The following is a 14492-nucleotide window of genomic DNA, read 5'->3' on the forward strand; positions in this document are numbered from 1 at the left end:
TATACGCTAAAATACGCTAATTTATAGCAGACATCAAACCTGGATACCAAACTAATAATGAAAAGTAAACTAGGGGATTTTCATGGAAATCAATGGAGTAGAAATCGAAGATACATATGCAGAAGCGTTTCCGATCAAAATTTCAAGAGTGCTCATAACAGCTGTTACAAAACGCTGGGCCCAGGTAGCGGCCACTGAAGCCACCGGCTTCGGGACATCAGTTATAATGTGTCCTGCAGAGGCTGGAATTGAAAGGTTCGCAAGCCCCAGCGAGACCCCTGACGGGAGACCTGGAGTCTATATCCAGATCTGTACTTTCAAATATGAAGCTCTCGAAGAACAGCTGCTTGAGAGGATAGGGCAATGCGTACTTACCGCCCCTACAACTGCAGTCTTTAACGGGCTCCCTGACGCTGAGAAACAATTTAATATTGGCTTTAAACTCAAGTTCTTCGGAGACGGTATGGAGTCCGAGGCTCAGGTCGCAGGCCGCAGAGTATACAAAGTCCCGATCATGGAAGGAGACTTTGTGACTGAAGACAATATAGGAGCTATAGCCGGAATTGCAGGCGGAAACTTCTTTATCTTCGGAGATTCACAGATGAGCGCCCTGACTGCAGCCGAGGTTGCTGTTGATGCAATTGCAGAACTTGAAGGCACAATTACCCCATTCCCAGGCGGCATTGTCTCAAGCGGATCCAAGGCAGGAGCGAATAAATATAAATTCCTGAAAGCTACTGCAAATGAAAAATTCTGCCCCTCCATAAAGGACAAAGTGGAAAACACTGAAATTCCTGCCGATGTTAATGCTGTTTATGAAATTGTTATTAACGGGCTTGACGAGGAAAGCATAAAAGCAGCCATGAAAGCCGGAATAAAAGCTGCAGTAACTGTTCCCGGAATCAAGAAGATATCTGCAGGTAATTACGGCGGCAAACTGGGTAAGTATCAATTCAAACTTCACGAGCTCTTCTGAGCTCAAAATTTTCTCTTTTTAGTAATTCAATTTTCTTTTTGTCTATACATCTCTCTCGCATATCTTTCACATACCTTTTTATTTTCCAGACCAGAATACTTTTCAGGAAAATAACTACTGATGAAACTTGGAAAGCCGCATTCTTAGAAATCTAGTTTTTAGGAAGTTTTGCTATTAAGAAACTACTTTTCGGATTCAGAGAAACAGACGCGAGAGTGGAAAACCTGAACAGACAAAAAATCAATTATTTGGTAGACTTTGCTCTGGCAACCTTGTTTTTTGGAGGCGCAGGCACGGGTTTTTTGATGTATTTTTTCATGCCTTTGGGAGTTCAAAGGGGCAGATACCTTGCATACATGGGGCTAACGAAAGCTACCTGGGTCTGGATACACAGTAGAATTGGAATTCTGATGTCAATTCTTGTGGTCATTCATTTAATCCTTCATTGGAAGTGGATTGCACGCACTACGAAGAGTTTCTTCAGGAAAGAAAAGTGTAAGTTATAAAACATAATTTATAAAAAGAATAAATTATAGTAAAGCCGTTTATAAGAGAAAAAAGCCGATTTATAAAAGAGTGCGAATCGTAAAAGAACAGGGATCTTCAAGAAGCGAACAAAAAATAAAAAAATCGGAAAAACCTGGAAAGCAAAGACATCGTCCAGCTACCAGAGAATTATCCTTAAAGTCCGAGCGCACTGATCCCTGAACGGAGAAGATCCTGCGGGTCGAGACCTGTAACCTGCATCATTACATATGCCCCAAGGAAAGTGCCTATTACACTTCCTATATTGGCAAAGCTGGCTACAAGTAGAACACGCATGAACCTGTTTTTGAACATTTCTTTGAAGGTTTCTATACCTGCAAGGGCTTTAATGTCGTCAGTGGTAGGATTTCGCTGTTTTGCTTCTACCAGCCCTGCAAACCAGCCTGCAGCCATCATAGGGTTCAGAGAGGTTAACCAGGCAACCGAAAAGGCAGTAAGAGCAGAGTATGGATGTCCCCCCGCCAGTAGGGCACCGGCTGCGCTCAAAACCCCGTTAATCAGGAACCACCACCCGAAAGCTATCAAGAGGAGTTTCAGAGGAGTGCCCGATGCGAGCAGCAGCAAAAAAACAAGGATCGCAAGACCAACGATTCCAAAACCGATAACTTTACCGATTCCAATGCGCTTTTTCGGAACCTCCATAAGAGTATTGAGAGGCGGGATGCTCTTTGGGTGTTTCAGGTGATTAATTACTCCTGGCTTATGTCCTGCTCCAATAACTGCAACAATCGTTTTATTTCCGCCAGCAGCGACCTTGAGGATGCTCCCTGCAAGGTATGCATCCCGCTCATCTATTAGAGTTTCAGCCGCAGTTGGGGCAAATTCTCTGAGCTCACTGACAAGGGCTGTGACAACATCCTGTTGAGTAATCTGATCGATATCGATATCGACTCCTCTTCCTATTCCTATAAGGCCGCCTATGAGAGAGCCGAGCATCTTTATTTTTTCCAGGAATTTCATGCGGCCCCAGAACCGCTGGAGAGTAACCTGAATATCTCTGTCAATTAAAGCTACTCTGGCTCCTGACGCTTCTGCTTCCTCGATTGCAGAAATCATCTCAGAACCGGGTTTTACACCCATGTCTTCACCGATCTTTTTCTGCACATAGGCTAGCAGCCAGTGGACAAGGTAAAAGTACACCTTTCCTTCAGCGAGAATTTCCTTTATTGGAAGCTGGTTTGTCTGCTGGACGTTTCCTTTAAGAGAGTCATAACGTGCACGGCAGAGCTCGATGGCTACAATATCGGGTTTAAGCTTCCTGATAGTATCCCTGACTTCAGCCACGCTCTTTTCAGAAACATGTGCCGTACCTATGAGCACAACCTTTGAAGGCTGAAACTTGATAGCCGGATTGTTCCCATCCGCAGAAGGAGGCTGGAAAGAAGAAGGAACTGAGACTTCTGAAGCTGAGTCAGGAAGAGGTTCCGCAATAAGCTCGGAACTTATATCGAGCTTCACTTCAACCTCTTCGACTTCCGCTGCAGACACCGGCACAGAAGCCCTGGTTTCCTCGGGCTTGTTGATCGAAGAATCGGAAAGTTTAGACTTCCCGACAGAAACGCTATCTTCTGTGGATTTTGTTATAAGTTTGTCCATAGAGTATATTGACTCCTGAGATGAACTATGAAAATTGTATTCAGGATCCTTGTCCTGAGAATCTGTAATTTCAGACCTATCCATTATCAGTCTCTCTGCTGCGGTAGATTAGAAATAACGGATAAAAGTGCATAGAGCAAAGCATTTCACTGTATTGCTACGTACTGCTGTCCAGAGCACATTACTTTACTTCAAGCCCATTGCCAGAATACGTAATTTATCCATCATATTTATGAATATAAACATTCACTGCCGCGAATTAGGAGATATCAAGTAATGATTTAGTACACAGGTAATTCAATACATGGTATAATTAATCCATACATATTAAATAAGTTACGTATGATATATAACTGATCCGTAAATAACTGATCATAAATAACTGGTCTTTAAATAACTGATCTTAAACGTCTGGCCTGTTAATAACTGATCTATTAATAGCCATCTATCATAATCAATCTATACATCATAGCCAATTTATAGATATCCAATATGTAAAATTTATAGATATCCAATATGTAAGACTCCAAATGTAAGATAGGTTGTATTTATTGAATTGTCCACGGTCAAGTAATTAATGTTTTGGCACTCCATTTATCCAGTGCGGTTGAAGATTAATCCCTAATTTGATTGAAGCCGATTGGCCAGGTCACGCGCAGCGTCTATAAAGAAAGTTAAAAGATGCCATAAGGCTGCCCTGCAGTAATATCGACCTTCTAGCTATGTACCACCGTTTATTGTGAATAATTAACTTACAATTGCCTTATACTAAACTACGTATCTAAAATATTAAAATATATTTCAAAGTATTAAACCATGTATTCAAGATTAAACTATACTTCAAAGATATTAAATTATACATCTAAAATAACTAGAACATACACGTGGCAGACTAGTACAAATAAGCTATAAAAGAATTTAGTTTAGGCAGATAATTAGCCAGTATGATTACCTGCCAGAAATTTACACTTTGCTATTTACAGTTCTCCTTTAATAATTTAGTTTAGATTCTCCGTGTGCATTTATATAATTCTTTTTAGGTTCACATTTTTCTTCAGATGCGCTCTTCTTCAGATACGCCTTCCTTCAGTACACTTCTCTTCTGATGCACATTCTTCTTCTGATGCACATCCTTCTTCGGATGTATATTTGCAGGAAGGAATATTAGTGCATCATTCTGATCTAAGCCTCAATGTCCGGACCAAGTCTGTTCTGGAAAGTACTCCTACAAGAGACCCGTCATCAATGACCAGGACTCTTCCTATGTTTCTAGACGTAACCAGTTTGAGGACGTCACTTGCCTGTGCACTCGAAGGAACGGATAGGACATCCCTGGTCATAATATCCGAGACTCGGGTTACAGGGCGGTCAAGAATAGAAACGCGTTGGATGTCGGTAAAAGTTACAATACCTTTCAGACTTCCCCCGTCTATTACAGGATAACCCATATGCTTATTCTCAAACATGAAATGAACCAGTTCTTCGATATTCATGGAAGAGGGCACGGAAACTACATCTTTCGTCATTATATCTCTTACCAGGACATTTTCTAGAGTTACGGATGCCTGAGTGGAACGTTCTTCCTCGGATGCACCAACGTAAATGAAGAGAGCAATCAAAGGGAACCAGAGGTTTCCTACGAGAATTCCGAAGATCGCCATCAGGATAGCAAAAAACTTCCCTACCGCAGCTGCACTCTGTGTAGCTTTAACGTAAGACATTCTCCTGGCATAGAAAGAACGGAGCACCCTGCCTCCATCCATTGGAAATGCGGGCAACAGATTGAAAATTGCGAGCACTATATTCATGGCTCCAAGAATCCAGATTGTCAGATAAACAGGATTTCCAGAAAGCGCAGGGTTTGGCGCAATTATATTTCCGTATACGAGAAGGCAGGCAGCACCTATAATCAGGCTTGTTAGAGGCCCTGCAAAAGCCATCTTTGCTTCCTGTCCGGGGTCCCTTGGCATCTCTTCCATTGAAGATACTCCTCCGAAGAGGAAGAGCGTGATGCTCTCAATATTGACTCCATATCGCTTTGCCAAATATGAATGTGCAAGCTCATGCAAAAGAATTGACGCGAAGAGCAGAATTGCAGTGAGAGCGGAAAGCGCGTATTTTGTCGCAGGCGGTTCAACCCCCTGAAAGCCATAAGGATATGGATTGATTGCAAATACATATGCAAAAATGGGAAGTATCAAAAGAAAAGTGATATGCAGTCTTATAGGTATGCCCAGTACACTTCCGATTTTCAGTGCAGATTTCATGAAACAAAATACCCCCTATTTAGTTTATATAAACACAAGTACTTGATAAGTTATATACAATTTAACCTACTTAAGAGACAGGAATCAAAGGTTAAAAACGTGTATTATATTATTTTAAATAGTATAATTATTTTTGCATCATATCCGAATCGGTGAATATGTACAGCAAACCTGAATAAACAGACTTGATAAATGCTTGTAACAAACTTGATGAATGTGTATAACAAATCTGATAAGAATTATTAGTGGATAAAGTAGTCTGACAAAAAAGTAGTCTGACAAAAAAGTAGTCTGACAAAATAATTCTGAATCATACATCGGACTGTTATATAAAAGACTGTCACGTAAAAATAAGATAAAGAAAAAGTGAATGGCTTGCGACAAATGACAACTTTAATTTTTAATATCTAAATTTTTAATAGCTAAAATTAACAGCTAAATTTTAATAGCAAACTTAATATCTTTAAATTTCTGCTATCACTGTTTTAAGATCCCGCAAAAATATTTCGATATCTTCTGGATTATTGTGGGGCATCAGGACAAGGCGAAGGGCCCTTGGAATGCGGGTGATTGAGACATTCCAGCCAAATCTTTCAAGAAGCTGTTCTCTAACAAGGTCAGGATCCGGGACTTTCAGAGCAACTACATTCATTACAGGTTCGAGCAGGGGTTCGAAACCGATTTTCCGAGCTTCTGCAACCATTTTTGCAGTAAGTTGCATGCAATACTGTACATTTTTTCTGTAGCCTTCGTGACCAAGATATTTCATGACCGCGCAGGTAGCGGCAGCTGAAGCTCCACTGCGGGTACCCGTAAGTGTGAACTGAGATTTTGTGGTAAGATATGGGGTATTTACCTTGAGGGAGTCCAGGAAAGAAGGGGATCTGAAAAGCAGAGCGCCTGATGGAATTGTGGACAGGCCCATTTTGTGAGGGTCTATAGCGATAGAAGTAACTCCTGGCACTTTGAAATCAAAAGGTTGGGGCTTTTCCAGGAAAGGAATTACGAAGCCTCCGAATGCCGCATCAACATGCAGGAAAAGTTCGTTTTCAAGAGCTAGTTCCGAGAGTTTATCGATAGGGTCCACCTGGCCAAACTCAGTGTTCCCTGCTATTCCTACAAGTCCTATGGTGTTTTTATTTATATGACTTTCAACAGATGCCAGGTCCACCCTGAACTCCGAATCAAGAGAAGCCCTTCTGACTTCTATACCCATCATGTCGGCAACCTTATCAAAAGAAAAATGAGCCGATTCGGGAATTACAATATTTGGAGTTCCTTTTAATCCTTCCTTCCCTGTGGTTACAAGATTTTTCATTCCTCTTACAGCCTGAATATTCGATTCAGTACCTCCTGTGGTAAGGTAGCCGCAAACCGAACTCTCACACGAGTCTCCAGAAGGAATATTGATTGAAGGAGCGTGAAGGAGCTCCCCGAGCATTCTGACAACCTCCTGCTCAAGCCTGTGGGCTCCGGCAAAAAGACCGAGATCGCCCAGGTTAGCCTCAATAAAGAGCCTGTGACCTTCAACTGCAATCTTATGAGGGTGAGTGCACATAGAACTTAAAACCCGATAATAATCCGTATCTTCTGACTTTGCATTTTCCAGATAGGAAAATATCTCTCTTTCAGAAAGACCCTGCTCATTCATACAGATAAAGTAAAACCAGTTTTATTTAAAAGACTTATGGAATAAAACTCGAAAAACTAACTTTCCGCACTTCCTGGAAGTCCAGTATGGTTTTAATTAGCCACCTGCTTGGGATAGATTGGAATGAATTCAAATAAAAAATGCATTGTTAATAAATAAAAAACGAAGTGGTTAAAAAAATAAAAATAGTGGAATGATTTAAAAAATCTAAAAACAAGGAAAAAAGAACTAAAAACTAAAAAAACATAAGAAAAAGGAAAGGAAAAAAAAGAACAAGAAAAAATTAAAATAAAAGAAAGACTTTGAGAAATACTCAAAAAAGCATCAACTTTTGAAAATAAATAAAGCGAACTTTTGAAAATAAATAAAGCGGATAGAAGGAGAAAAAAGAAAGAAGAAGGAAAAGAAGAAAGAGGGAAAAGAAAGAAGAAGGAAAAGAAGGAGGAGGAAAAAGAAAGAAGGAGGAAAAGAAGAAAGAGGAAAAAGAAAGAAGGAGGAAAAAGAAAGAAGAAGGAAAAGAAGAAGGAAAAGCAACTATATAGGTTCTTAAATTAGTTCTTAACTAGTTAAAAAACAGTTTAGCTTATAACTCGAAAGAGATTCAATAGTTTTGATTAGTAGTTTTTGAGTACTTTTTTACATATTTTCTAGTCACTGCATAGGGTTTTCCAGTAAATGGAGAACCTGAATGACCAGATTATCAAGGATATTTTGATAAAAAGAATTGTTTTATTTGAGAGGGACCCCTTCATTTCTACTGGAGAGGGATAAAGCGGTCGAAGTATAGATTTTGTTGACTAATTAATAAATTTAATTAAAAATTTGTAAATTTATTTTAATTCTTGTATAAAAGCATTTTATTTTCGTTTAGCTCGTAAAAACCTCTAAATTTTTATACCTTAATAATAAACTATATATACAATTAGAATTATAACTAAACAACATTATTTTGTTGTTATATCAAAAATAAAATGTGATTTTATTTTGTTATTCAAATTCCTGAAACCTTTCAGTAGAAACCATGGGGTCCGGGGGTTATATAAACGTTCCAGTGGAAACAAAGGGGGGTTTACATTTCTTTCTTCTCTCCTTTTTATTCTAGTATTTCACCCAGCTTTTATACAATAGACAAAACACTTCAGAACATGTAAACTCCTGGAAACAAACTATTAACTACTAAATCTTAAACTATCGAATCTTACCATTAATTCAAAATCTAATTTTTTAAGTTATGATTCCTAAAGCTCGCTCTACTTTCTGAAACTTAGTCCTTTAGGAAATCTGACCTATTCTCTAAAACTTAGCCTTTCATATTAATTTGGAAACCAATATTCAAAATTAAGTCTCAAAATCCTGAAAATCCAATCCTTAAATCCAATCCTGAAAATCCAATCCTGAAAATCCAATCCTTAAATCCAATCCTTAAATCCAATCCTTAAATCCAATCCTGAAAATCCTAATCTAACCTTTAAATCCTTGGGTTTACGAAGTTCAATTTGAAGCTTCAATTTATTTCAATTTTTTGACTATGTATCCCATCTTTTTGGTCATCGACTTTCATCTGATTACATTTTTAAGCAAATATAAATCACAAAATGCTGGCTCGAAATCTTGTTGGGAGCCGTACAATGATCTCGAGTCCAGAGCCGTACAATGGTATTCGTAATCTTGTGTCATTTTTGTCTTCGGGAATCAGTTCGGCCTTTGTCTTCGGAAGTTAGTCCGGTCTTTAAGAGTAAAAAAAGAAGAGAAAAGAGAAAAGAGAAAAGAGAAAAGAGAAAAGAGAAAAAATTAAGGAAGTAGTGCCAGGCTAACTGGCGGAGGAACTCTTATAGAGTCTGGATTAAAAGTGATTTACAGGGTCTAGAGAAGTAATTCTCAGACCCTACTCAGATCAGGTTTCGAAAGGTTCTGTATCTTCTCTGTGAATGGTCTTTCCATGGAGAGCTACATGATTTACGCGGTCGAATTCTTTGAGGATTTCTTTTGCAGGGCCTTCCTTATCCAGAATGCTGATGGTATAGATTGTTATGCATGAGAGGAAGAATCCAGGGACGATTTCATACAGGTCAAAAATTCCACCCGAGAGCTGCTTCCAGATGATAACGACGAGGCCGCCAACAACCATTCCACCGAGTGCTCCGTTTCTGGTTGTTTTTCTCCAAAAAAGAGAGAAGAGAACAACAGGCCCAAAGGCAGCTCCAAATCCTGCCCATGCATATGAGACCAGACCCATAACCGAGTTATTCGGGTCCCTTGCTATTAGATAGGCAATTGCTGAAATTACAATAACTGCAAACCTGCCCATCCAGACAAGCTCCTTTTCACTTGCGCTTTTTTTCATGGCTATCCTGTAAATGTCTTCAGTAAAGGCAGATGCGGCAACAAGGAGCTGGGAATCAGCAGTACTCATGATGGCTGCAAGGATAGCTGCAAGGAGAATTCCTGCAATAATGGGCGTGAATAAGGTATTTACCATTACCATAAAGATGGTCTCGCTTCCAGCTGCTCCAAGAAACTCAGGATACAGGTAAGCTCTTCCAACAATCCCGATCGCTACGGCAAAGAAAAGGGAAATAATGACCCAGACCATCGCAATAATTCTTGCCTGCTTAATTTTGTCAGGGGATTCTATAGCCATAAAACGGACCAGGATGTGCGGCATACCAAAGTATCCCAGGCCCCAGGCAAGGTTTGAGATAAGAGGAATTGCACCACCAGCAAGAGCAGTCCAGGGATTAAGCATTTGTGGGTCTATACTCTCAATCAGGCTCACGGTCGAGTCGTAACCTCCAATTCCTTTCATAGCTGCAAGAGGCACAAAAACAATGGCACAGAGCATTAGCATACCCTGGAAAAAATCAGTCCAGCAAACAGCCATGAAACCTCCGAGGAACGTATAGCTGATAATCACCAGTACACCGATAAGAAGAGCTTGCTGATAAGGGATTTCAAAAACGGTGTTAAAAAGCTTTCCACTTGCAACAAGTCCTGAAGAAGTGTAAAGCAGGAAGAAAACCAGAATCAGTATAGATGAGATAATCCTCAAAGCATGGCTTTTATCTCTGAACCGGTTTTCAAAGTACACGGGAATAGTAATGGAATCCCCTGCAATCTCGGTATACTCGCGTAATTTTTTTGCAACAAATTTCCAGTTCAGGTAAGTTCCAGCAGCCAATCCCAGTGCTAACCAGATAGATTCCATTCCTGACAGGTAAGCATACCCCGGTAATCCCAGTAGCAACCAGCCACTCATATCCGATGCCTGAGAACTCAGCGCGGTAACCCAGCTGTTTAGCTTTCTTCCTCCTAAAATATAATCCGCAAGATTCTCCGTTTTCCGATAATAGAGAACTCCGATGGAGATCATGAAAAGCAGATATATTGCGAAAACAAGTACAATACTGAAATTATCTGATACCATTGTTTAACTCCATTTTTAAGAAAATTCCATTTTTAAGTAAAACTTTATTTTTAAGTAAAACTTTATTTTTAAGTAAATTTCGTTTTTAGTAAGTTTTTTGGAAGTTCCTTATATCTAACAAAATATTATCTGCTTCCGCTAAAATTACTTGTGTTAGCATCATTTCCTTTAAAATTTCAGACTTCTGTTAGGCTTCTGTTAGGCTTCTGTTAGGCTTCTGTTAGGCTTCTGTTAGAATTCCTGCTAGAAATTCTGTTAGAAATTCTGTTACAATTTTTGTTAGATTATTTCCTTTAAGATACTTCTGCTAACGTTAATTCTATCTTCATATTTACTAGTGCTTCGATTCCAAAATAAATTCCTTATTTAATGGGAAAATTGGTGACTATTGATATATTCAAACTTCAACTTTTGTGAACATACTTCGGAATCACAATACTAGTTAATACCAATTCTGTCGGCGATTATGTCTTCAGAAATGTAATTATTTGTCACACAATTTTTATAGTAGGCTACTTATAATATTGTCTATAATTTATAACAGTTCTATAGCACTATCCTGTTATCCAGATATTATTAAAGCAGCTCATTTTATTTCGGTTCATTGAACTAATTATTAACGGATTGTCACTTTTAATTTATTTCAGTCGAATACCCCGCTAGCTTGCTGCGGGGATGGAAAACTTCCCCGGTAACCGTTAATGATAATATGATTTATCAATCCCATTTTTTGGTTGTTAACTTCTGCTCAAACTAAATTGTTTAGGGATATTATCTCCTTTAACGGAATTTGGAGCGGTGGCGCGAACATACCCCGTTGCTTGCAGCGGGGTGCGCCAGCACAACTTTGATTTTTTCAAAAAATTCTTTGTTATCATAAACGCACATGAAATTCTTCGAATAACAGGTACAAAAATATGAAAGTACTTTTCAAGTTGCAGTACTTTCATGCTAAATTAGTAAGCAAAACTATAGTTATAACTAAATTAATAACTTCAAAAAGCCGGTTTTCTGAAACAGAATATTTTGAAAAGTATATATTCTAAATAAAAACTCATAAGTTAATATCAAAACATATCTAATTTTTTGCTCATCAAGACTTCATCAATATATTTGTTATCAGGATCAATTCTTATTTTTCTTCCTTCTCTTTGTATTTTCTTACTAACTAATTTATTGTCAATGGCTTTATTCATAACAAAACTGTTTTTGTTTTTGACACATCCACTTTCGTTTCAACACAGTCATTTATTTCCCTTTTATTATTATTCTCTAATAAATATTTTTAGTCATTGAATGGAAATAAAGGGGTTCAAAAATTCTTGATCTTCTTCCACGCGAAAAAGAGGATTTAAATCTTACCTTCAGGGGTTCTGGAACTATTTACTCTTCATTTTTTTATAAATGAGTCTGATGATATTGATTCCTTCAATAGATATTTAAGGTAAACATCAGTTCCAGTAGAAATAAAGGGGTCTTTACCATAACTATTAATACGGTGTACTTCCATTGCATCTACTGCAAACCTACCTTGAAATCAGGTGTTTATATACAAATTTAACTTAAAATTTTAGCTAAAGAATGTTCCGAGTACAGATTTATCAGGGTTTAAGAGATGGCTTAAAGTGCGCAACTGAATTTTCATCTTACCCCCAGCCTGCTGGAAATAAAATTTCAGGCATTAACTTTAAGAAACATGCATTTATCTATCCATCTCCCTTTGTGAATCCCTAATTCACAAGGTTTAGCTTATCAAAATTATACAAAATAACAAACCTGATTTCCAGAGTTACTGAGAATCAGGAGTGAAAGACACTTTGAAAATTCACAGTCAAGTCTTTCAATAGATCTTTTCCATGTTTGGATAATGTTTTGAGCTTCCAGCATGCGGAATTCCAAATGATAAAAACTATCAAAAACATTTTAAGAACTTGATTTAAACTTTGAGAATTTAATTTAAACTTTGAGAATTTGATTAAACTTTGCAGTTTTCTCCCCCCATCTTGATACATATAAATGATAATCTAGCTCCTTAAGCAGGGCTTTCAATGCCTAAATTTACTCCAATAATTGGGATCGAAAATTAAGACTCCAAAGTAAAAGTCACTCCAAAGTAAAAACCATTCTAAAGTAAAAAACCATTCTAAAGTAAAAAACCACTCCAAAGTAAAAAACCACTCCAAAGTAAAAAATTCACACCAGGCAGATTAAACTAAAAAAATTAAACTAAAAAGCTAAACTAAATCACTAAACTAAAAACTGAACTGGACTATGAAATACGAAAATTTGAAATTACAGGAAGGGCAAAAATTTTGCGGTTCGTTAATTCCTTAAGTATTTTCAACTTTGAATATCAACACACGCATTAACTGTCAATTGTCCATATAGACTATCTTAACCCGTTACATCTGCGATATTATAACTTTTATGAAGAGGGTCATTTATGATAAAAGCTCAATCATTAGACGGCTTATTCGAAAAATTACTTGACGGAAAGTCAATTTTCAAAAACAAAGAGGTTCTTCGTCCTTCTTATACACCGGACCTGTTATTACACAGGAATGAACAGATAAACAGTCTTGCAACTATCCTGGTTTCCGCACTCCGTGGAGAGACCCCTTCGAATGTCCTGATTTACGGAAAAACAGGGACAGGAAAGACTGCAGTGACCAGGTATGTAGGAAAAGAACTCGAAAGAGTAAGTGAAGACAAGTCAATTTTCTGTTCTGTTGTTTATATTAATTGCGAGGTAATCGATACTCAGTACAGGCTTCTTGCAAATCTTGCCAGGCATTTCGAAGAAGAGGTGCCCATGACCGGGTGGCCTACAGATCAGGTTTTCATGAAATTTAAGGAAGCGATCGATGCAAGAGACCAGGTTATTATTATCATTCTGGACGAAATTGACAAGCTGATCAAGAAAGGCGATGATGTACTCTACAACCTTTCAAGGATCAATACAGATCTCAAGAAAGCCAAGGTCAGCATGATCGGGGTTTCCAATGACCTCAAATTCACGGAGTTTCTGGATCCCAGAGTAAAAAGTTCCCTGGGTGAAGAGGAGTTAATCTTTCCACCTTATGATGCCGAGCAGATAAGTGATATCCTGAAGCAAAGGGCAAAAATGGCTTACAATGATGGGGTGCTTGGCGAAATGGTAATCCCGCTCTGTGCAGCTTTTGCAGCCCAGGAACACGGCGATGCCCGCAGGGCACTTGATCTTCTGCGCGTTTCTGGAGAAATTGCAGAGAGAGAAAACCTGCCTCAGGTTCTTGAGGAACACGTAAGGCGCGCGCAAGAAAAAATCGAAATAGACCGCGTAGTGGAAGTCGTGCGTACTCTCCCGACCCAATCCAAACTTGTGCTTTACAGTATCATCCTGCTCAGGAACCGCGGAAGAGAGGGCAAGAATATCACAACCGGCGAGATGTATAATGTTTACCGCCAGCTCTGCCATCATATTGATGTGGACATCCTTACTCAGCGCAGGGTCACTGACCTGATGTCAGAACTTGACATGCTGGGTATAGTCAATGCAGTAGTAGTAAGTAAGGGACGGTACGGAAGGACAAAAGAAATCTCTTTGAGCGTTCCTGTGGAAAACACTCGCAAAGTCCTCCTCGAAGACTACAGGCTCAAACCTCTTGTAGATTTTAAAGCCTCCGTTTTCAACAAGATGTTCTCTTAAATTCTATAGATTTCTTTTTAAAGCCCGGATTATCTTTTTGATCCGGCCTTTCTGGCTTTTCTATGCATTCGATAAGCTTTTTCATGCACTCAATAATTTTCATGTTTTTACTGAGAAGCTCTTTTCTCATAATTTTCTTTCCTGAGGCTTTTCCTTCAATTTTTCAGAAATAGCCTTATTTTTTCAGGAAATAATATATATGATCCTGTGGTTTGACTAGGATCATATCATAATTCACATGTCAGGTATATGTCAGGTATAGATCTATATTATTCAGTAATATTCAGTAATATTCAGTAATATTCACTAATTTCAGAGTCCATACTGCTCAAGCTTCTATCATA

At 38.5% G+C, this 14492-nt stretch carries 10 protein-coding genes; 4 read left to right on the forward strand and 6 right to left on the reverse strand.

Annotation, left to right across the window (positions count from 1 at the left end; translation table 11 throughout):
- Positions 1-82 precede the first annotated feature (82 nt).
- Both fhcD and FXV91_RS18140 read left to right on the forward strand, forming a co-directional pair.
- Entirely contained in the window at positions 83-976 is an 894-nt protein-coding gene (gene fhcD / locus FXV91_RS18135; protein ID WP_229392197.1) for a formylmethanofuran--tetrahydromethanopterin N-formyltransferase, read from the forward strand.
- A gap of 305 nt (positions 977-1281) precedes the next feature.
- Positions 1282-1482, forward strand: coding sequence for a DUF4405 domain-containing protein (locus FXV91_RS18140; protein WP_229392234.1), 201 nt, complete (start codon positions 1282-1284; stop codon positions 1480-1482).
- A gap of 175 nt (positions 1483-1657) precedes the next feature.
- Here FXV91_RS18140 and FXV91_RS18145 read toward each other — a convergent pair whose 3' ends face one another.
- The 3 genes from FXV91_RS18145 to mfnA form a co-directional block, all read right to left on the reverse strand.
- Positions 1658-3202, reverse strand: a complete 1545-nt coding sequence (locus FXV91_RS18145) for a TraB/GumN family protein (RefSeq protein WP_229392198.1) — start codon at positions 3200-3202, stop codon at positions 1658-1660.
- Between the two features lie 1088 nt (positions 3203-4290).
- Positions 4291-5385, reverse strand: a complete 1095-nt coding sequence (locus FXV91_RS18150; RefSeq protein ID WP_229392199.1) for a CBS domain-containing protein — start codon at positions 5383-5385, stop codon at positions 4291-4293.
- Between the two features lie 463 nt (positions 5386-5848).
- Positions 5849-7036, reverse strand: coding sequence for a tyrosine decarboxylase MfnA (mfnA, locus tag FXV91_RS18155; protein WP_229392200.1), 1188 nt, complete (start codon positions 7034-7036; stop codon positions 5849-5851).
- Between the two features lie 354 nt (positions 7037-7390).
- Between mfnA and FXV91_RS18160 the strand changes: the two genes are divergently transcribed.
- Positions 7391-7591, forward strand: a complete 201-nt coding sequence (locus FXV91_RS18160; RefSeq protein WP_229392201.1) for a hypothetical protein — start codon at positions 7391-7393, stop codon at positions 7589-7591.
- A gap of 1339 nt (positions 7592-8930) precedes the next feature.
- Here the strand turns inward: FXV91_RS18160 and putP are convergent.
- Together putP and FXV91_RS20075 are read right to left on the reverse strand one after the other, a co-directional pair.
- Positions 8931-10460 (reverse strand): sodium/proline symporter PutP, encoded by a 1530-nt coding sequence (gene putP, locus FXV91_RS18165; protein ID WP_229392202.1) that lies wholly within the window; start codon positions 10458-10460, stop codon positions 8931-8933.
- A 1067-nt stretch (positions 10461-11527) separates the two neighbouring features.
- Entirely contained in the window at positions 11528-11656 is a 129-nt protein-coding gene (locus FXV91_RS20075) for a hypothetical protein (protein ID WP_255680705.1), read from the reverse strand.
- Positions 11657-12903: 1247 nt separating this feature from the next.
- Here FXV91_RS20075 and FXV91_RS18170 point away from each other — a divergent pair.
- A complete protein-coding gene (locus FXV91_RS18170) occupies positions 12904-14148 on the forward strand; it encodes an ORC1-type DNA replication protein (protein WP_229392203.1) in 1245 nt (414 codons plus the stop codon).
- On the opposite strand, the gene FXV91_RS18175 is transcribed toward FXV91_RS18170, so the two are convergent.
- A complete protein-coding gene (locus tag FXV91_RS18175) occupies positions 14129-14278 on the reverse strand; it encodes a hypothetical protein (protein ID WP_229392204.1) in 150 nt (49 codons plus the stop codon). The two genes, FXV91_RS18170 and FXV91_RS18175, sit on opposite strands and share 20 nt — an antisense overlap.
- Between the last annotated feature and the right edge of the window lie 214 nt (positions 14279-14492).

The sequence above is a fragment of the Methanosarcina sp. DH2 genome (genome assembly GCF_020804225.1).
Lineage (GTDB): Archaea > Halobacteriota > Methanosarcinia > Methanosarcinales > Methanosarcinaceae > Methanosarcina.

Excerpts from the sequence above, each read along its gene's own strand:
- FXV91_RS18170 (WP_229392203.1), top strand. The coding sequence starts at position 12,904 with ATGATAAAAGCTCAATCATTAGACGGCTTATTCGAAAAATTACTTGAC.
- FXV91_RS18175 (WP_229392204.1), bottom strand. The coding sequence starts at position 14,278 with ATGAGAAAAGAGCTTCTCAGTAAAAACATGAAAATTATTGAGTGCATG.
- FXV91_RS18145 (WP_229392198.1), bottom strand. The coding sequence starts at position 3,202 with ATGGATAGGTCTGAAATTACAGATTCTCAGGACAAGGATCCTGAATAC.
- putP (WP_229392202.1), bottom strand. The coding sequence starts at position 10,460 with ATGGTATCAGATAATTTCAGTATTGTACTTGTTTTCGCAATATATCTG.
- mfnA (WP_229392200.1), bottom strand. The coding sequence starts at position 7,036 with ATGAATGAGCAGGGTCTTTCTGAAAGAGAGATATTTTCCTATCTGGAA.
- fhcD (WP_229392197.1), top strand. The coding sequence starts at position 83 with ATGGAAATCAATGGAGTAGAAATCGAAGATACATATGCAGAAGCGTTT.
- FXV91_RS20075 (WP_255680705.1), bottom strand. The coding sequence starts at position 11,656 with ATGAATAAAGCCATTGACAATAAATTAGTTAGTAAGAAAATACAAAGA.
- FXV91_RS18150 (WP_229392199.1), bottom strand. The coding sequence starts at position 5,385 with ATGAAATCTGCACTGAAAATCGGAAGTGTACTGGGCATACCTATAAGA.
- FXV91_RS18140 (WP_229392234.1), top strand. The coding sequence starts at position 1,282 with ATGTATTTTTTCATGCCTTTGGGAGTTCAAAGGGGCAGATACCTTGCA.